This window comes from Neobacillus sp. OS1-2, from assembly GCF_030915505.1.
Taxonomy (GTDB): Bacteria; Bacillota; Bacilli; order Bacillales; family Cytobacillaceae; genus Neobacillus.
In genome coordinates, this window is record NZ_CP133265.1 from 2619733 (window position 1) to 2638453 (window position 18721).

The following is an 18721-nucleotide window of genomic DNA, read 5'->3' on the forward strand; positions in this document are numbered from 1 at the left end:
AAATAAAGAGCCAAAAATAGGCAAGACTTTATGCGCGTCTTGTATAGGTAGGCTCTTTTTTCATTCATATAAGATATTGCCATAAGAGGACACAGGTTAATGGCAAACAATCACTTCTCTACTAAATAATCCTTTTTTAGCGACACCGCGGTCAATAATCGAAAAACCTGCTTTTAAGAGGATTTCATCGACGGGCTCAACGGTCACCACGACTACCTTTTCTGCAAACCCACGTGCACTTTGAAGCATTTCCAGCTGCTCTTCCGGGGTGATGACCGAACACAAATTATAAGGTAAATCAATAATGGCTACATCATAATGGCTAGTTATGTCATGAATATCCGCAACGTTTATTTCTCCTGTAAGACCAAAGTGTGCCATGTTTTCCCGTGCTCCGGGGATGATTAGCTGATTTCTGTCGCTCCCAACTATATCAATCCCCATTGATCGGGCTTCAACTAGGACGGTGCCAATTCCGCAGCAAGGATCAATGGCTTTAATCCCGGTTGGATTGGGGATAGCGATATTCACCACCGCCCTGGCAACACGTGTGCTAAGGGCAGTGGAGTATCCATTTGGCTTCTTTTGATGTCGGAACCAAACCGATTCGCTTTTCAGATACTCCCCAAATACCCATTTTCTGTTTACATGCATGATGCCAAAAGACTGGTCAGGGTGACGAAGGTCTGCTAATCCGTTGATGTGTAATCCCATCTCTCGTTCAATGGCACGCCGTCGCTCGAATCCCTCATTTTCACTTTTCATCTGACCATTATTTTTCACATAAGTGACTTTAAAGGTTGCCCCGTTTAGTTGTAATGTTTCCACCTGCTGATAAAGATCATCCAGACATTCCGCATCATATATCACACTCATTCTTTCTTTAATAAAAGGGCTTCGACTTGGATCCATTTTTACGAAGGTTTCCAAGACATTAGATGGGGACGTCTTGCCGAATAATGAACGCATTTCCAGCGCACATAAAGAGCGTTCATCCTCAGAGCAGGCAAACGTATATATATAGGTCGTTTCATTTTGTGGAGTTAAATTTATGGCGGGATCAATCAGTAATTTATCTATTTTGTCTTCACCTCAAAAGTTATCATTAACATTTATCTATTATACCAAGAAATGAGGCATTATAAAAAAACGTTTAAGAAGGAGAAATAATCACCTGCAAAGAATGTTTCATAAACTCATTTACAAGATTTAATATTACGTGGTGGGGTATTAGGGAACCTCATACATACTATGGGTGATTTCTGGGGAAGGTATTTTTTAGGATAACTTTTTTTGGAGGCTACTCATGGAAGAAAAGGAAAAACAGATTAGGCTAACAGCGGGTGAAATTGGTCAACTTTGGCTTCAGTACCTAAATGATAGTTCTAGCATATGTATCCTGACATTTTTTCTGGAAAAAGTTGAGGATAGTGAAATTAAGCCTATAATTGAATTTTCTTTAGAATTATCAAAGTCACATATTCAAAAGATTACTGCCATTCTGACAGAGGAAGAAAATGTAGTTCCGCATGGTTTTACTATTAAAGAGGATGTGGATTTATCTGCTCCTAGACTTTATTCCGACAGTTTTGTCCTAAATTTTATAAACCATATGTCTAGGGTTGGGCTTACAACGTATGCTGGTAGTGTTGGAACATCTGTAAGAAGTGATATTAAAGCCTATTACATGGATTGTCTTACAGAAACCATGAAATTATATGATAAGTCAACGGATTTATTATTGTCTAAAGGATTGCTTATCAGATCTCCAGGGCTGCCTAATTTAGAGAAGGTTGAATTTGTAAAAAAACAATGGTTTATGTTAGATGTGTTTGGAGAAAAAAGGCCCTTAGTTGCTGAAGAAGTCGGTAATTTATTTGCGAATATGCAAAGAAATGCTTTGGGAGTAGCTACACTTACGGGATTCAGTCAGGTTGCAAAGGATAAGGACGTAAAACAATTCTTTTTAAAAGGTTTAGAAATTGGGAATAAACATATTAGATTATTTAGAGGTAAGCTTGAGGAAAGTAAACTTCCAGCACCTATGGGATGGGATTCAGAAATAACAAATAGTACTTCCCATACCTTTTCTGATAAACTGATGATGTTCTTTACAAGTGGGCTGAATGCTCTTAGCGTTGGCTATTATGGTACAGCTGTTAGTCAAAGTCCTAGAGGTGATCTTAGTGCAATGTATAACAGACTATCCTTAGAAGTCCAAATGTTTTCTGAAGATGGAGCTAATATCATGATAAAGAACGGATGGTTGGAACAGCCTCCAATGGCATCCGATAGAGATGAATTAATAAGAAATAGGAATCAATTGTAAATCGTAGGTAAAGTCCTTCTGTGTTTAACAGTAAGGATTTTTTTTATCAATTGAATTATCTCTTATATAGTTTGAAAAGGTGCATGTAAATCTGAAAATCTTGAACAACAGAAGTGGTATAAAGTTTATTTTTTTGGGATAAAGTTTTATGGAAGATATATAAACGGATTGATAAAAAGAGAAGAATGGCGGAAAAAATAATGGCCGATAAAATCACTTATTCGGATAATTCATTTCGTTCTGCATTCTTAGCCCGAAATGTATGGTCAGGTTTTTTGTTCGGGCTAGGGGTTGTTGCTTTTTTGGACGAAACGGTTTTTCATCAAATTTTACATTGGCACCATTTTTATGACAAGAGTACATTGAATATTGGTTTAGTCTCAGATGGTCTGTTTCATGCCTTTAGTTGGTTTGCAACCATCGGGGGATTATTCCTTCTAGCAGATCTAAGACGCAGAAAGGGATTTTGGTCAAAAAGGTGGATAGGTGGAATGTTTCTTGGGGGTGGGGGATTCCAGTTATATGATGGCACAATCCAGCACAAACTTATGAGAATCCATCAGATTCGTTATGTGGAAAATGTGCTTATGTATGACATAACCTGGAATATAATCGCCACTGTTATGGTCATAATGGGCATTATACTAATTATTAGAACACAAAAGGAACTAAAACAGATAAAGGTAGCTACTAATGCACAATGAGCACATCCATACCGTGATAAAAAACCCCTATGAACATTCCCTTTTTGTATGGTTTGCACTGTTATTGCTTGTTTACTTTTTTGCTACTTTCTTATCTAGCCGACATTTCAAACGCTGGTCGGTATATCGAACTATTTTTTGGATTCTCGGTGTTCTCTGTATGGCAGCAGCTGTGATTGGACCTATAGCCAAACACGCTCATACTGATTTTACAGCCCATATGTTAGTGCATGTCCTTCTTGGGATGCTTGCTCCACTTCTTCTGGTCCTTTCTGCACCAATGACCCTTTTTCTCCGTACAGTCAATGTGAGGATTGGACGGCACTTTTCAGTGGTTCTAAAGAGTTTTCCTTTTCGCTTTCTTAGTGAACCCTTTGTTGCTTCAGCGGTTAACATGGGAGGTTTATGGATACTTTATACTACGCATTTATATTCTTTGATGCATCAGAACATTTTTCTTTATTTGTTCATGCACCTGCACGTTTTCATTGCAGGCTACCTCTTTACAGTATCAATGATTTCTATTGACCCAACACCACATAGAACTCCATTTATGTACCGCGCGATTGTCTTAGTAATTGCTTTAGCAAGTCACGGAATATTATCAAAATACATTTACGCTAACCCGCCATTAGATGTTCCTGTAAAGCAAGCAGAAATGGGAGCCATGCTAATGTATTATGGGGGAGATGTTATTGATACCTTTGTTATATTTATTTTTTGCTTGCAATGGTATAGGTCTAAAAGGTCAAAATCGAAGATTATGAAAACTGTCAGTACATAACGATTAAAATCAACCGAACTCCTTTACGTCATTTTTTTGTGAATGATATTCTGATAAGAGATTCCCTGTAAAAATGGTTGTGTTTATGTTTTCTTGCAAATACTTTAATAAACTGTTAAACTTTAGAAGAATTATTTTTGTTCGGTGTAAAGGATAGTATAAGATTAACTTTTCGTCTTGATGATCACTGAGTGCAAGGATAGTAACACATTGTGTGCAAAGCACACAGCAGGAGGAAACAAAATGGAACAAGGTAAAGTAAAATGGTTTAACGCAGAAAAAGGATTCGGATTCATCGAGCGTGAAGGCGGAGAAGACGTATTCGTTCATTTCTCAGCAATCCAAGGCGAAGGTTTCAAATCTTTAGACGAAGGTCAAACAGTTACTTTTGACGTTGAGCAAGGTCAACGTGGAGCTCAAGCAGCTAACGTTCGTAAAGCTTAATATTAAGCACAAAATAAGGCAGGCTCTTCATAGAGTCTGTTTTTTTCTTGTTGAAAAAACAGGAGCCCCACTCACGAATGAGTAGGGCACAAGCGAACAAGTAAATTAAATGGTAAATAAAGTGTATCATATAATCAAAAATTATCCTAATTATCTTTGAATAAAAATTATAAAGACCATTTGTAGGGAAACTGTATAAGATTGTAATTATTGAGCCATCCTCAGCTGTGAGCATTATTCCAAACGGGATAATGCTTTTTATGATGGCTTTTTTTGCGATTTATATCATTGACAGATATATCGTCTGTTGATATATTATATATCAACAGACGATATATCGGATGACGATAGGTGGTGTAATAATGGATGAGAAAGTGCTTTTGACAGAAGGGGTTTATTACATTCTTTTATCTCTGTATGAGCCAAGACATGGATATGGAATTATGCAATTTGTTTCCGAACTGAGTAACGGTCGTGTTGAGCTGGGACCTGGGACTATTTATGGAGCGATCAAAACATTAGTGAAGCGAAAATGGATTATTCCTTTAGATGAGGATGGACGAAAAAAAGAATATGTGATAACGGATGCCGGGAAGATAATGGTTGAAAATGAAATGAAGCGAATGTATGAGTTGTATCATAACGGGTTGCTAATTACGAAAGGGGAGAGCCGACTGTGAAGAAAGTCATGTATCGCTTTTATTTAGATTATGAAAAGGAAGAAAAGTGGATTAATGAAATGGCCTTGCAGGGATGGCACCTAAATAAGTTTTCATTGGGCCGGTTCACGTTTACAAAAGGAGAACCGGGTGCATGTATTTACCGCAATGAATTTCTTAGTGGAATGTCTACTAATGAAAAGAAGGATTACTTGGATTTCCTTAAAGATAGTGGTATTACCGTTATTAATGAATTTGGCGGCTGGGTGTACATGAAAAAAGCAGCTACAGAAGGACCGTTTGAAATATATACAGACTCAAAATCAAAAATAGCCTATTATCAGCGCATGTTGAATATCTTTCTCTTACTCTTTTTCGTAAATGCATGGCTGGGTATTTCAAATGTAAGTTTTTTTAATCAATCAAAGACGGTGTTCTTTAACCAAGCTATTGGTGTTCTAAACATAGCGGCTGCATTCCTCATAGCAGTTCCGATTATAAAAATAATTCGGCGGAAAAGAGAATTAAAGAAAAATCAGCAGTTTTTTGAATGAATGATAGGGACCTCGTAGGTGTAAAAAGTTCTCATTTAAATGAGGTAGGGTGAACCGTTTTATTAGTCAATTAGTTTTTTAGAGACATAAAAAACCAAGAATGAACAAGTTATGAATAAGACTTGTTCATTCTTGGCCTTTATATGAAAGATCCACATCCGTTACATGAATATAGCTTTCTAATTAAAAATGAAAGGAAAAGTAAATGTAATGATAGCTGCCCAAAGTCCGTAGACTGGCAAATACTTCGCAACCGCATTTTGGATGGGGGAAGGTCCAGTCTTGTTTTGTAGAAAACGCATATAGGAGACCATAATCCAAATAAGATTTCCCCAGATAAGAATGTTTACACCTAAAACAGCAAGTCTGTTTGGTGTAATCCCGTAAGAAGAAAGTCTGAACACTATGGCTGACAATGCCACACTGTCAATGATAAGAGCAAGAACAATTAGGGCGAAATTTATATAATCGGAAATGTTCTTTTTATCGTCAGTGCCGCTTTCGGTAATCGAGAATATGGTAACGGCTAAGACACCAAGGAGTATGCCATTAAAGGCTATCAGGAAATTTCTGTCCAAGAATGGATTTTTTCCGACTGAAACAACCGTTATAAGATAGACTACCAATGTGATCAGGACAAGAGGACTAAAAATTTTAGCTATATATGGTGTAATATTCTTAGCAAGTTTAAGATTCATAGACACCAGGTAGGTAGTCACAATTGCGAGAGCGGCAGCACCAAATAACACTACATTTCTAAAATAAAAGTCTTCTATATCCAAATCAATAAAACTAAATAATCGCATTGTTAATGCTGCTAAAAGCATGCCGCTAATGGCCATGCTGGCGTAGAGTATACAGAATTCCAAATTAAATTTTAGATAAGCTAATCTTGTTCTGCTGTTTGAATATTCATTTCCCGTAAACGCAAGCCCCATCAATCCCCATAAGAATATGGGAAGGTGTAAGTAAACAAGAATAATACTGTCTTTATTACTTAATGGGAGCATATTTAGATACAACCCGGAGATTAAGAACAACAGTGCAAGTGTGTAAAGAACCTTCTTTTGAGGTTTATTTTTATATATAAAATAGGCTCCAATAAAGGGAAGAATCCCGAAGGCCAGGTTAATGGGAGCAATTGTATGTTGTTCGACAAAATGGAATATGATCCTTGCGCTTATTCCGGCCAGAATGGCTAAAATGCCCATAAATAAGAATCCTTTTTGCAGCAAGGTGGCTTTTTCTGATTGAGCAGTCTCCTTGAAATTCAATCTTTCATACCAAACAGCAAGAACCTGAGAATCAGGATTTTGTTCCCATGCGTGTGAGAATAACTTTTTAAAGGCTTTGGAGTCATATCTAAACATTCTCTCCAGCTCATGGGGTTTAGCTATATTTTCAATAATAAAATTATTCTTATCCACGGTTATACCTCCTTTAATATTTGTCATCATACATCCTACTTTCCTCAACAATAGTTATTACCCGTATCTGTCATCAGTCACTTTTGTATTCTAAAATATCTCCAGGCTGACAATCTAATGATTTACAAATTGCCTCTAGAGTTGATAATCGAATTGCTTTTGCCTTTCCGTTTTTCAATATAGACAGATTCGCCATCGTGATACCAACCTTCTCCGAGAGTTCCGTTACGCTCATTTTCCTTTTAGCCAACATCACATCAATGTTGATAATAATCGCCATTGGGTTCACCTCATATCGTTAAATCATTTTCTGATTTTATATTGATGGCATTTTTTAATAGCTTTTGAAGAACAGCTGCAAAAACTGCAATCACAATTGAAGCAAAAGGAACAACCAATCCGACAAGGATAACCCCTGGGGCGTCGTCTTTCTCCGCAAAGAGATAGAAAAGTGGCAAGACTAGCACGTGCAAGGTACTGATTGTGATGGCACAAAACTTTATATTCCTCAAAGAATTTACAGATAGTTGCGAGAAAGCTTTATTTTTGTCAATATAGCGTAAAAGTTTAAAAGCCTGATACAAGGCGAAGTAAAAGGGAATCGCCGATGCATCAAAAACGATAGAAACGAGGTATTTGATCAAGGGAAACTCTGGAAGCAATTTTGTTGCAATAGTACCTAACTCAGGTACCAAAAAAATGCATAAAGCAAGAACTGGAAAGCCCATAAGAACAACAGCTAATTTTAAAAATAGTGTTTCAGGTTTCATGGAAAGCACCCCACTTACATATTGTTTATTAGATAGTAACATGTAATTTATTGATAAACAATAAATTTTTATTCTCTTTTATAATATTTTTGTTGTTAATAAATTAGTGAGGCGATGATGAAAGAATTCTAACGTGCTTCTTGATACTGGTGCCTGACCCCCAGCGCTGGGGAGGCTCCCCGAACCGCCCGCGGAAAGCGAAGCCGCCTGGAACAGAAATCAACAGACTACTTTAATGTAGCCAAACAAAAAAGACTGTCGATTTAAAACCCGAAATCCTTCGGATTTGTCGACAGTCTGGGGCGTTCTATTTAAGGAGAACGCCTTTAGAGTCCAAATATTAATTAGTAACAAAGAATTGGTTACGTGAAACGAAGTTTAATATTTAAACAAGTGTTATCGTTTATAATTTATCGTTTCATCAATGAGTATCTTTACATTTATGTCCTTTACTAACTCCTTCTTAAAATGGTTGATTGTATTTTCATCCCACGTTTTATTGTGATATCGATATGGTTTTTCACTTATATTTAGAAGGTCAACCTTCATTTCATCCCCTTTATTCAACGTTTTGACAATTTGATTTTTTATTTGTTGTGCTAATTCTTTTTTGATTTTATTTACACTAATATTTTCTTCATTATGGACGATTACCGCATGGGTTTTTACGTTTAATTGATAGGAAGGATTTCTCCCATTTAGTACGTTTATGGACCCTTTAGGATTCTCGATTATTACACTCACACGTTCCTTAAATAATGAGAGTGGGATGTTAATAGCATCTTTTGAAAACCACTTTAACCCTACAAGGTCTTGTTTATTCGCCCATCCTTTGTATTTTTGCTGTGAAATAGCATATCCGCCAGTAAGAGTAACAATATCCATTGGTTTTTTATTCTTTAAAAATTTTCCTTTCTTTATTTCAAGAGAGGGGATGATATAGCTGCCTGCCGGTTCATTGTATTTGGAGATGAACCGATTGTATTTTTCAATAGGCATGAAAAAGTTATTTTTAATTAAGGGTTCTGGGCGGTGCAGGATGGAAAATAAAGATGGAAGATTGAAGAAACCCTCCCCTGAAAAAACCTCTTTTATATCTGCGTTAGTTCCATAAAGCCAGCAATTGTATCTAAGATAGGGATTTTGCCCTATAAAATCGATAACAGATGGCAATTTTTGCTCTAACACATTTTTACTTAAGAGGATGGTATTCACATGCCCATAGTAAAGGGGCATAGTAGCATTTTGCTCTAAACTGCTTAGTGCTGCCTGGATACTTTTCCCTTTTGATCTTCCGATTAGAATGGTTGTAGATTTCTCCAGTCCGGAACCGCCCTCTTGTTTAGAGGTATTGGAGAAATTCATCGCCTGAGTATACAAGATATATTCACCTCTGGAATAATCGAGTCCCAAAGCCGTGATATACGTTTCATATTGAATTTCTTTAACGCCAGAACAACCGGCAAGGGCTAAAAGCAAACAACCTACATAAAGAAATAATTTTTTTTGCATACGTTACTCCTTTTGACTATCAGAGTCAATTGGACTATAAGCTTGATTTCTCTTCTTTCGAAATCGGGATGGCAGCATAATAAAATTTTTAATAATATCCATTTTATGGGGTTTGGATAGATAGGAAACATAGGGTTCGCCAAAGCTTTCCAAAGAAACCACCAATGTTGTGATGAGAAAGAAAGAAACAAAGAAGCCAAGCAATCCTAGAAATCCTGAAAATAATAGGACAATAAAACGGAGAATCGCGATATTGCCTGCCAAATTTTGATTAATCAGTGTATATCCTGAGAGGACCGTAATGGCGATAATCACTAACATGGTTGGTGAAGTTAATCCTGCACGAATCGCTGCGTCACCGATGATTAAACCGCCCAAAACAGCTACAGTTTGACCAACCGCTTTTGGAAGTCGCAACCCTCCCTCTTTAAATAATTCAAAAAGGATTAACATAATAAGGGCTTCTGCGGCTGCGGGCAAAGGGAGACCAAGTCGAGAAACGGTGATCGTGGCTAAAAGAGAATAAGGAACTTGATCGATTTGATAGGTAATTAACGCAATATAAAATCCTGGTAAATAGACGGTGGCAAATACTGCAGTAAGTCTTAGGATACGAACTAAACTAGTATAGAAAAAGCTTTCATGTACGTCCTCAGGCGAGTAAAGAATCTGATTAAAATTGGTCGGGCCAATTAAGCAAGTTGGATTTCCTTCGACAAGAACGACGAATCTTCCTTGATTTAAAGATTGAACCGCAAAGTCCGGCCTCCCAATATAGTCGGTAAGGGGAAAAATAGAAAATACTTTGTCATAGAGATGCTCTTCAATTTCATAACTGCTCACGACGATATCTATTTTAATGGATTCTAATCGTTTTTTTACGTTTTCGAGAATGGAAGGGTTCATAATGTCATCGATATAAAGCAAGATTAATTTCGTTCTGCTTCTTTCCCCAACCGTATATTCTATGCTTTTTAAGGAGGAGGTCTTTAACCTCTGGTGAATTAACGCCAAATTATCTGATATGTTTTCTACAAATCCATCCCTTGGCCCCCTTACAGAAGGCTCTAAGTTTGACTCTTCTGGACTCCTCTTTGGAATGGCTGATGCAGGGATAAAAAAAAGCTCGTTCATTTTATAACTAAAAATGATTAATTCGCCAGAAAACAGCTTCTGTTCTACTTCAGTTTTTACGTTCTTTTTATCTTTAAGGCCGCTTACCTCGATCAAATTTCTTAATTGATCAATATTTAAATCATCTTCCACTTCCACTACTGTATGAATGCAGGGAAAAATGACTTCGTTTATATATTTCATATCCACTAAATTGGAGCAGTACAAAAATTCCAAAGAAACAGGAGATCCTTTTTCTTTATACGTTCTTTTCGTCATGACAATATCGGAAGAACCTTCGAACCAGCTTTTTAATTCGTTAATGTAGGGCACTTTACTTGTTGCTTGATGCATATTCATGGCTTCTCACCTTTTATTTTCGTGAATAGTAATAGGAACAGCATGATGAAAATTTGAAAGAAAAAGCTGATAGGAAAATAAAATTTCTTCAAAAGGTAATTAAACGTGGTGGAATCCAATGGAAGGCATGCTGCCGTGATTAAAATGAGGTAAAGGATTGGAAGTACCCACCATTTTTCTTTTTTATAGGAAAGAACTTTGCCAGCCATAAATAGGGATAAACTGATTCGGATATATGCACCGGAAAGCCACTGGAAAATAGATAGAAAATCAAGGCGAGTGATATGTTGGCCAAGTGTTAGTAATTTCCATTCCTCATATGCGGGATTCCTTAATTTTTCCGTTTCTACTGAACCAAATTCGGCTAAAGCTCCTGCTAAAGGGCCAAAGGTTAAACCGATGAGAAATAATCCAACTAAAATGAGCCATTTTAACCTTAGCTTATTTGTAAGATTTTTGGTTAAAAATAGAATAAAGAAAACCTCAAAGAAACTTGCACAGGCATAGGCTATCCCTTTAAAAAAACCCTTATAGCCATTCTCAAATAAAGGAAATAATTGCTCATAATTTTTATTTGGGATATTTCCCGTTCCCACTAGAATTCCAAAGAGAATGACAAGGGGGAGTACCAGAAATGCCATCGTTGCAATCGTCCGCACCCCTTTTACTGATGCATAATAGCAAACGAGCGAAAACAGTAAAACAACGACATAATTAGGAAAATCAAGTGTGTAGTTGTCTTTTGCCCAATAACTCGTAAATTTAAGGGTAATAAAGGCAGTTGTTAAAAAGTAACTACAAAACATGGTAGAAAAGATAACAAAAACCCATTGACTAAAGGAATTCTTGAAAAAGGAAATCAAATCGTGATGGTTTAGTTTTTTATAAAGATAAAAAACTAAAAGAATCCAAAGCGTGACTGGAATGGCACTAGAGATAACACTTAACCAAGAATCCCTCTTAGCAACAGAAAATAAAACAGGAAGACTGAGAACATGTACCATGAAACCTGTAGAAATAATCATTAATATATAAATGTGAACAGCATAAATAACCTTTTGATTCATCCAATCCACCTATGGAAATTTTTTATTAGTTTACCCATTCAAATAGGGGTTATGTACTAATTTCCATCGACTCAAAGGCAGAAGTGCCTGTCACCACCCGCAATTGTTCAAATTCTTATCAGAATATTTTTTAATGAAAACATTAAATTGGCGCCTGTCCACAGCGCGTTAAAGCCTTAGCACAGTGAGGACAGGCATCATTTTTAATAGGAGATGTACTCCAAGAAAATTACCTAATGATACCTCCAACTTTTATCCAAGTAGTTTGTTAAAATAATAGTATAAAAAGATAGATGAGGTATCGGTATGATAGAAGAGTCATTTCATAACTATATTAAAGATTTTCTTCTTAAAAGCGGCGAGGAGCTGGAGTGGGGTCAACCTAATTATGATAACTTTTTACTAGAAGTAAAGATTATCAAACGTTCAGAGCGGACCTATCGAATTCTTGGGATTTTAACATTTTCAATCCAACACGATAAAAAAGGAGAAACGACAAACCATCCTAAATTGGATGATTTAAAATTTACCCCCAGGAAAAAGGTGAATCTAAATGATGACGATCGCCAGACCTTTAGATGGCTGGAGGAAGGGTGGATTTTGAAAGAAGTGCGGTTTGAAAAGGATGAAAAAACGGTCCGTTCTTCCCATTATCGGATGGGATTTCGATTGTACAAATATGAACAAGTAAAGATTAAACAAAAGATGGATCAAACTCGTCATGAATTTCTTCAACTGAAGAACGACATTCTAGCAACTCTATCAACACAAGTAGTTCATCCAGGTGAATTTTCATATAAAAAAGAGCTTGGATTACAAAATATAGCAAAAATAATGAATCAGCTTAACCAGAATGAATTAAGCTCATCGGACTTTTTTCCACATAAGTGGCATTTGGGCAGCAGGTTAAGGTATTTACACTTTGTCCATGCCTTTAGTCAATTATGTCTTCACAAGAAGGAATTTGATTGGAAGGAAATCGGTGCAGCTTATTATCGAAAAATTGGAGGGTCAAAGGAATTTGATTCTTATAAGTCAGAGTTTATTGACCAATTAGAAGAGTGGACCAATGTTCCTGCCATTGAGTTAGGCTTAACAAGCCTTGGTCAAATTACGCCAGTTTTTTTCGCTGGACAGTTGAGCGGGAAATATGCTGCCTATGAGTGGGGACCAGTTCATGCCTTAACAAACTTATCGATAGCAAATGAAATGTACCAAACAAAAGCGAAGACACTTTGGCTCGTCGAAAATCGCGCGATTCTGACGCGAATGTCTGCTACTGAGCATTTCCTGAAAGAAACCAATTCTCTCATCATTTGTGTCGATGGGCATTTACGTTCCGCCCACAAAAATGCCATTGTACAAATTTTGGACAATAGCGATATTGAACAAGTATTGATATGGTGTGACTACGATTGGGATGGCCTGCAAATCTCAAAGGAAATCCACGCAACAGTCTTTAAACACAACGATCTTACGATAAAGTTCATTTTGCCAGAACAGCAAGTAATCTGTGATTGGTACCAATTTGAACAATATCTTATGAATTTTTTAGAAAATAACAAAATGGAGCAGGAACAAATGATGGGAGGTGTAGATCATTGGAAACAGTGGATTCAGGATTAATCTCAATCTTTCAATCAACAGGATCGGCACCGGAAATCATGCAGTCGATGAAAGATATTTCATCATTAGCAGGAGTTCTAAGTGATTTAGGAGCGCAAAACTTCTTTCAAACGCCAGGAGAAATTTTGAGATTTCTAAGGATCATTCAACTTTTAAATGAAGAGGCACTTGGCCTAGATGATCCGATTGAAAATGAAGATACCGTCTATTATCGCTATCGAAATCGTTACGATGACACAGAACCCCCTTCGAAAAAAAGGGTTGAACAAATCATAAATATCTTAGTAAAAAACAATTGGATTTCAAAACAAACGAGAAAAATCAAAATGCGGGATGTCGGAAAGCGGATGATGGATGCACTTATCCGCCTTGCTAACGATTCTCTTGCTTATTATATGAATGATGATATCGGGCGATCATTATTCCAAGCAAGGCGTGATGCAGAAATTAGTGAAGCTTATGATGACAATGGAATTTCGGGTGGAAATAAAATTGCAAGCATGATTCGGAATGTGGAAAATGCGATTGCCCTTTTAAGAGAACGCGAGTTAGAGATGCTTGCGGATCGTAACGCTCTGCCGCAGCTTGAACTAATTCATCAATTAATGAAGGAATTAGAGGTAAAGTTAGAGGAGAGATTTAGACAATTCCAAACAGTGGAAGACAGTTTAGTACTGACAGATTTAATGAAAAGGGGGACGGCTGTTCTCGCTGAAGGGACGAACCTTAGTTTAGGAATGATCAATAAGTATGTTAAGTTCACCAATATGCAAAAAACACCGTTGACCTCGACGATTCAACCTGAGAAAGTCAGAGCCTTCATTTCAAAAATGTTTGATCCCCCGCTCAATTCCGATATTCCCAATGCCCACCAGTTGTTAAGCTTTATGGAGCAAAATCAATATGAAGAGGAAGCTTTAGATGGCTTATGGATTCCGGTTAAGTTTGCTGCGCCTTTATCTCCGAATGCAATAGAAGAGGCGACCAGGTATTTAGAGACATATGAACCAGCTGTTGATCCAATTATTGATGAAGAGGAAGCGACAGAATATTCAACAGAGGAATTGTCAGAGGATGAGCTGGAGAGTTTAATGGGCGAATCAAACTGGCTTCTGACGAAGAACATGATTGATACAACAGCTATTGAAGCTTTTTTGAAAAACAGGAGGAAGCACCGCTCGAGCAGGTGATCATTGAAGCAACCACCGATCAGTGGAGTGACGCCATAAATGCGCTGACAGCCATTTCAGCGTTAGTTAGTAATAAAAAAGTAACCATAACAACTGGTGAACAAAACATTGAACGGATGATTTACGATAAAAAATGGGAGTGGATGAGGGATGGAGATGGATCAGACATTATTAAACGGAGAGACATCGTCAAACGAGATGAAAAATCCGAATGATTCGGTAGAAGATATGAATGTAAATCCATTAAATGTCATGCAGTCAATTAGAGGGATATTAACGCAAGAAGAGGAGTTAACATTTATGAATATTCTCTTCTCTTCATCGGCTTCGATTCGATCCGGAAATTTTGGTTTATCCCGTAAAGAGGTTGAAAAGCAGCTTGGCTTATCAGCTGAAGACAACCGGTTTTTCTCTTTTATTACAAGGGTTAATCAAGCAATCAGCCGATATTTTCAATTAATTTATGATAAAAAACGCGACCAAGTTGTAGCATTAATGAGGGTTCCTGCTCAATCAGCACGCAACACCTTATCAAAGGAAAGTCTAGCGATTTTACTATATATGTTTTACCAGCAAGAGGTATTGCAGCATGAATTTACACTATTCGACCAATTACTAGAGGCACTTGGGCACGAAACGAAAAAAGCAAACCAAAGAGTACTCCTTAATATAGATCCATTAAAGAAAATCGGTGCAATTGAAGATTACGAAACGAATTCATCAGAGAGGGCGTTTCAACTTACGGCTATTGGAGTCCATCTTTTTTCTGATTCATTCTTGCGCCGGACCGCAGAATTCAGTCAGTCAAACCAGTTGAACAAAGAAGAAGTATTGAAATTCTTTAAACGATATAACTTATATCCGAAAGGAGAAGGCGAATGATCCCTTGGAGAATGACATTTTCAGGTATACGAGATTATCGGCCAGAGCAAATAGATTTATCTGGAATAGATCAACATATTATGATCACCGGTCCAAATGGATCAGGTAAGTCAACGATCACGTATTGCATGGGGGCGGTACTTTATTCTTCAAAAGTAGATGTAGAAGGGTTGAAATCTCGGAATCTATTGCCTGATCAAACCTGGAAAGCGCAAATTTCTATAGTATTTAAAAATAATGGCAAAATGAAAATAGATGCTGCCACATTCATTCAATTTACATTAAGAATGGTTCAAGAACCTGGGCAGCCGATCAAAAAAGAGTACTCCATCTCAACAGGTGAGGAAATGGATCAATGGGAGCAAACCATTAAATATTCATCAGGGGATCGTCAATTCAATTTTTCTGCCTATAAGAAAGATCTACTTTACAAATACAAAATTGATCCCGATGCCTACTATCTTATTTGGTATCAGCAAGAGGTGAATCAATTTGCCGTCATGAATCCCGAAGAACGGTTTCGGATTTTTAGCGAGATGCATGGAATTGATCAAACTCAGCGCGAATGGGAAGAAAGTATTGAAAAACTTAAGGAAACAACGGAAACTCTTAAAACAGCTAAGTTTAGTGTGGATAACAAAAGATTGGAACTTCAAATCAAAAAGGCTGATTTAGATCGGTTTACAAGTAATCAAGAACGCCTGCAACGTGGTGCAAGGGAATATACAGAATCTCTTTTATTACTAGAAACAGCTTTGAAAAAAGAGCTGAATAGTTTAGAAGGAATCATGGTGGAACTTTCCGCTGACATGGAAGAAGCGAAGGAAGCCATCTCCTTGAAGCAAGAAGAGAAAGAAAAGTTAATCGAACAAATGAACAAGCTGCTAATTGAAAAAGAAGAGTTAGAAGGCAAGCTGGAAAAGGCTGAAGATTTACTTGAAACAGTAAATGATGAAATTCAGGCAAAAAAGCAGTCCATCGCTCTGCTAGAAAAAGAACTTGAAGACTTAACAAAGCGAAAGAACCAAATTACCCGTACAGAAAAAGAAGTGCAGGAAGAATTAGATCGATTGGTCAAAGCAATCGGTGACACAAGCAACCAATTAGATGAGGTAAAAGGCGAGCATAAACAGCTTGACCAGTCACGCAGTCATTTACTGATGGAAATCGCAAAATTAGATCATCAAGTGGAAGAAGACGAAAGATTATTTGGAGAGCATAGTAAAAGATTAGCAGAATATAAAAGTAGTCATGACGTATCGATGACCATTTCTAAACTAGATGAAGATATTAACGCCTTTAAAAATGAAAAATTGAAGGTATCAAATGAACTTCACGAGTTGAAAATAGAACAGGCTTCCTTACTGGAGAATCGAGATCTATCTAAGCGCCAAAGTGATTCATTAGCCTTTCTCCGTATGCGAAATATCAAAGCCTATCCACTTCGTGAATTGGTAGAATTGGACGAACAGGCACAATTAAAAGACGAAGGATTATTTAATGCGATTAAGTATACGATCTTTTTCCATGGAAAACATATCGATCCCCCTAATGATCTTTACCACGTCCCGTTAATGGAGACGGTACCTGACCGTTCTGTAGATGCATTACCTGAACTACATCTGAAAATCAAGGATGGTATGAAGGATGAAGACATTCCGCATGCACTCAAAGCACTGTGGTGGGTAGGACAATTTTTCAAAAACGGTCCATTTAAGATAGTGAATGGGAGCTTGCATGATCCGATGGGGATCCGTGGACCACAGGAAAAAGAGCGATATCTTCTAAGTAAGAAAGCATTGTTGGCCAGAAGAAAAGAAGTGGAGAGGCTCATCGCTAAAAATGAATCCAGGCTGTTGCAATTAAATGAACTCATTGGCAGTCACACAAAAAAATCACAAGAATTAAATCGAATTATTCAGTATGTAAGAGAAGCGGAAGCGTTTATGGCAACGGATTATGCGCGTCAGAGTCGTATCAAGCGATTAGAAGAGGAGAACAAAAGATTAGTAGATATACAGACATTGTTAGGAGAACTAGATGGTAAAAGGACGAGTCTCCATGTCCATTTGCTACAACTACAAGATAAACAGGGTATCTTAAAGGAAGAAGAAGCCTTTTACGAAGAACTTGGGAAAATGAAAGGGAAATATGACCACCTACTAAAACTCCAATCCCAGTTCACCGCGTTAAAGGATCAGTATGATGAGCAGGTTACTATTTTAGAAGGGCTTGAAGATGACCAAAACAAGCTGGAAAGTAAGATGAAAAAGCGGAAGCGGATTGAAGAACAACTAGTTGAGGAAATCGAGTCTTCTAATACGGTGTTGAAGAGAGTCTCCAATCAACTGAGTGCTAAACAGGAAGAAAAGGATGTAACAGCCCAGCAGCTTGTTGAGTATATAAAAGAAGTAACAGAAATAAAAGAACTAGTTCCGCAAGTGTATTCAGATATTGCTAGTGAACCTATTCCTGACGTAATACCATCCGTGACAAACTTAAAAAATCAGCGTGAAAACGGAAAAATAATGTTTGACGCGGCTAGAAGGGAACCTGGTATTGACCCGGCAGCACCTGAAAACTATGAAGCCGTTAAGTTCGAGTTTGAACGATTAGATAATGAATACAAGCGAACGAATATTTTACTCGATCAAGATAGACAGCGGGCAGAGGAATTAAAGGACAAGCTAGAAACAACCATTAATATGCGAGTCACGGAAATTCGAAGAAGATTTCAGTCGTATATGAGTCACTTTCAATTTGAAGGTGAAGTTGATTGGGATTCTTCTGAGGATAAAAGAGGAAGAACACACTTCAAGCTGTTCATAAAAGCAAGAAAAGAAGGTCACCGGGGGACAATGGAGGATGTCAGTACAAAGGCACGTGGAGGAAGGGTTGGTAAAGGTGTATCAGGGGGAGAAGAATCACTTAGTTCATTATTATTTGCTTTGGCCCTATTACAAAACCTATCCTTTAAACCAGGGTTCATTGTGTTGGATGAATTTGACAGCGCCTTGGATGAAAACCGTAAATTAAAGGTGTTTGACTTATATGTACAAGAATTAAATAGAAAGTTGATCATCCTTACGCCAAAATCGCACGAAGAACATTACCTAAAGCGCTTCGGAAAGGCATTGGTTGTTCAACATGACCCGACCATTCCTTCTAGTAAAATAGTAGGGATTGTGAAGAAAGATTCGTAGTACGGCTCAACTGAGATGCTGCCCCCAGCGTGTGAAAGCTTTTACATGCTGGGAGCAGCACCTTTTTATGGAAAGGAAGTTATCAGCCGGTTGCATC

General features: G+C 37.4%; 16 protein-coding genes and 1 pseudogene. 10 read left to right on the forward strand and 7 right to left on the reverse strand.

Features of this window, described 5'->3' with window-relative positions:
* Positions 1-96 precede the first annotated feature (96 nt).
* Positions 97-969: a TRM11 family SAM-dependent methyltransferase gene (locus tag RCG19_RS12855; RefSeq protein ID WP_308107456.1), complete on the reverse strand. Its 873-nt coding sequence runs from the start codon at positions 967-969 to the stop codon at positions 97-99.
* 337 nt (positions 970-1306) lie between these two features.
* Here RCG19_RS12855 and RCG19_RS12860 point away from each other — a divergent pair, with 337 nt between their 5' ends.
* From RCG19_RS12860 to RCG19_RS12885, 6 genes are all read left to right on the forward strand, one after another.
* Positions 1307-2329 carry a DUF3231 family protein gene (locus RCG19_RS12860; RefSeq protein ID WP_308107457.1) on the forward strand — a complete coding sequence of 341 codons (1023 nt, stop codon included), beginning with the start codon at positions 1307-1309 and terminating at the stop codon, positions 2327-2329.
* A 200-nt stretch (positions 2330-2529) separates the two neighbouring features.
* Positions 2530-3033, forward strand: a complete 504-nt coding sequence (locus RCG19_RS12865) for a DUF2243 domain-containing protein (protein ID WP_308107458.1) — start codon at positions 2530-2532, stop codon at positions 3031-3033.
* On the forward strand, positions 3023-3817 hold the full coding sequence (locus tag RCG19_RS12870; protein WP_308107459.1) for a cytochrome c oxidase assembly protein: 795 nt from the start codon (positions 3023-3025) through the stop codon (positions 3815-3817). Before RCG19_RS12865 ends, RCG19_RS12870 begins: the two co-directional genes overlap by 11 nt.
* 243 nt (positions 3818-4060) lie before the next feature.
* Complete coding sequence (locus tag RCG19_RS12875; protein ID WP_042463323.1) at positions 4061-4261, forward strand: cold-shock protein; 201 nt, start codon at positions 4061-4063, stop codon at positions 4259-4261.
* Between the two features lie 362 nt (positions 4262-4623).
* The gene (locus RCG19_RS12880; RefSeq protein WP_308107460.1) at positions 4624-4941 is read left to right on the forward strand and encodes a PadR family transcriptional regulator; all 318 of its coding nucleotides are present in this window, start codon (positions 4624-4626) and stop codon (positions 4939-4941) included.
* Positions 4938-5474, forward strand: coding sequence for a DUF2812 domain-containing protein (locus RCG19_RS12885; RefSeq protein ID WP_308107461.1), 537 nt, complete (start codon positions 4938-4940; stop codon positions 5472-5474). Before RCG19_RS12880 ends, RCG19_RS12885 begins: the two co-directional genes overlap by 4 nt.
* 179 nt (positions 5475-5653) lie before the next feature.
* Here RCG19_RS12885 and RCG19_RS12890 read toward each other — a convergent pair whose 3' ends face one another.
* The 6 genes from RCG19_RS12890 to RCG19_RS12915 all read right to left on the reverse strand — a co-directional run bounded on the left by RCG19_RS12890 (position 5654) and on the right by RCG19_RS12915 (position 11723).
* A complete protein-coding gene (locus tag RCG19_RS12890) occupies positions 5654-6901 on the reverse strand; it encodes a DUF4153 domain-containing protein (RefSeq protein ID WP_308107462.1) in 1248 nt (415 codons plus the stop codon).
* A 73-nt stretch (positions 6902-6974) separates the two neighbouring features.
* Positions 6975-7181: a helix-turn-helix domain-containing protein gene (locus RCG19_RS12895; protein WP_166243626.1), complete on the reverse strand. Its 207-nt coding sequence runs from the start codon at positions 7179-7181 to the stop codon at positions 6975-6977.
* Between the two features lie 10 nt (positions 7182-7191).
* A complete protein-coding gene (locus RCG19_RS12900; protein ID WP_308107463.1) occupies positions 7192-7671 on the reverse strand; it encodes a DUF2975 domain-containing protein in 480 nt (159 codons plus the stop codon).
* Between the two features lie 396 nt (positions 7672-8067).
* A complete protein-coding gene (locus RCG19_RS12905; protein WP_308107464.1) occupies positions 8068-9183 on the reverse strand; it encodes a Ger(x)C family spore germination protein in 1116 nt (371 codons plus the stop codon).
* 3 nt (positions 9184-9186) lie between these two features.
* Positions 9187-10656, reverse strand: a complete 1470-nt coding sequence (locus RCG19_RS12910) for a spore germination protein (protein WP_308107465.1) — start codon at positions 10654-10656, stop codon at positions 9187-9189.
* A complete protein-coding gene (locus RCG19_RS12915; protein WP_308107466.1) occupies positions 10653-11723 on the reverse strand; it encodes a GerAB/ArcD/ProY family transporter in 1071 nt (356 codons plus the stop codon). Before RCG19_RS12915 ends, RCG19_RS12910 begins: the two co-directional genes overlap by 4 nt.
* A 306-nt stretch (positions 11724-12029) precedes the next feature.
* Here RCG19_RS12915 and RCG19_RS12920 point away from each other — a divergent pair, with 306 nt between their 5' ends.
* The 4 genes and pseudogenes from RCG19_RS12920 (at position 12030) to RCG19_RS12935 (ending at position 18624) form a co-directional block, all read left to right on the forward strand.
* On the forward strand, positions 12030-13349 hold the full coding sequence (locus tag RCG19_RS12920) for a DUF2399 domain-containing protein (RefSeq protein WP_308107467.1): 1320 nt from the start codon (positions 12030-12032) through the stop codon (positions 13347-13349).
* A pseudogene (locus RCG19_RS12925) lies at positions 13325-14754 on the forward strand (hypothetical protein). The gene RCG19_RS12920 and the pseudogene RCG19_RS12925 overlap by 25 nt, the downstream one beginning before the upstream one ends.
* Positions 14738-15421 carry a hypothetical protein gene (locus RCG19_RS12930; protein WP_308110989.1) on the forward strand — a complete coding sequence of 228 codons (684 nt, stop codon included), beginning with the start codon at positions 14738-14740 and terminating at the stop codon, positions 15419-15421. The pseudogene RCG19_RS12925 and the gene RCG19_RS12930 overlap by 17 nt, the downstream one beginning before the upstream one ends.
* Positions 15418-18624: a chromosome segregation protein SMC gene (locus RCG19_RS12935; protein WP_308107468.1), complete on the forward strand. Its 3207-nt coding sequence runs from the start codon at positions 15418-15420 to the stop codon at positions 18622-18624. Before RCG19_RS12930 ends, RCG19_RS12935 begins: the two co-directional genes overlap by 4 nt.
* The last annotated feature ends 97 nt before the right edge of the window (positions 18625-18721 follow it).

Coding starts and splice junctions, on each gene's coding strand:
- RCG19_RS12855 (WP_308107456.1), bottom strand. CDS start 969: ATGCGTTCATTATTCGGCAAGACGTCCCCATCTAATGTCTTGGAAACC.
- RCG19_RS12860 (WP_308107457.1), top strand. CDS start 1,307: ATGGAAGAAAAGGAAAAACAGATTAGGCTAACAGCGGGTGAAATTGGT.
- RCG19_RS12865 (WP_308107458.1), top strand. CDS start 2,530: ATGGCCGATAAAATCACTTATTCGGATAATTCATTTCGTTCTGCATTC.
- RCG19_RS12870 (WP_308107459.1), top strand. CDS start 3,023: ATGCACAATGAGCACATCCATACCGTGATAAAAAACCCCTATGAACAT.
- RCG19_RS12875 (WP_042463323.1), top strand. CDS start 4,061: ATGGAACAAGGTAAAGTAAAATGGTTTAACGCAGAAAAAGGATTCGGA.
- RCG19_RS12880 (WP_308107460.1), top strand. CDS start 4,624: ATGGATGAGAAAGTGCTTTTGACAGAAGGGGTTTATTACATTCTTTTA.
- RCG19_RS12895 (WP_166243626.1), bottom strand. CDS start 7,181: ATGGCGATTATTATCAACATTGATGTGATGTTGGCTAAAAGGAAAATG.
- RCG19_RS12900 (WP_308107463.1), bottom strand. CDS start 7,671: ATGAAACCTGAAACACTATTTTTAAAATTAGCTGTTGTTCTTATGGGC.
- RCG19_RS12905 (WP_308107464.1), bottom strand. CDS start 9,183: ATGCAAAAAAAATTATTTCTTTATGTAGGTTGTTTGCTTTTAGCCCTT.
- RCG19_RS12910 (WP_308107465.1), bottom strand. CDS start 10,656: ATGAATATGCATCAAGCAACAAGTAAAGTGCCCTACATTAACGAATTA.
- RCG19_RS12915 (WP_308107466.1), bottom strand. CDS start 11,723: ATGAATCAAAAGGTTATTTATGCTGTTCACATTTATATATTAATGATT.
- RCG19_RS12920 (WP_308107467.1), top strand. CDS start 12,030: ATGATAGAAGAGTCATTTCATAACTATATTAAAGATTTTCTTCTTAAA.
- RCG19_RS12930 (WP_308110989.1), top strand. CDS start 14,738: ATGAAAAATCCGAATGATTCGGTAGAAGATATGAATGTAAATCCATTA.
- RCG19_RS12935 (WP_308107468.1), top strand. CDS start 15,418: ATGATCCCTTGGAGAATGACATTTTCAGGTATACGAGATTATCGGCCA.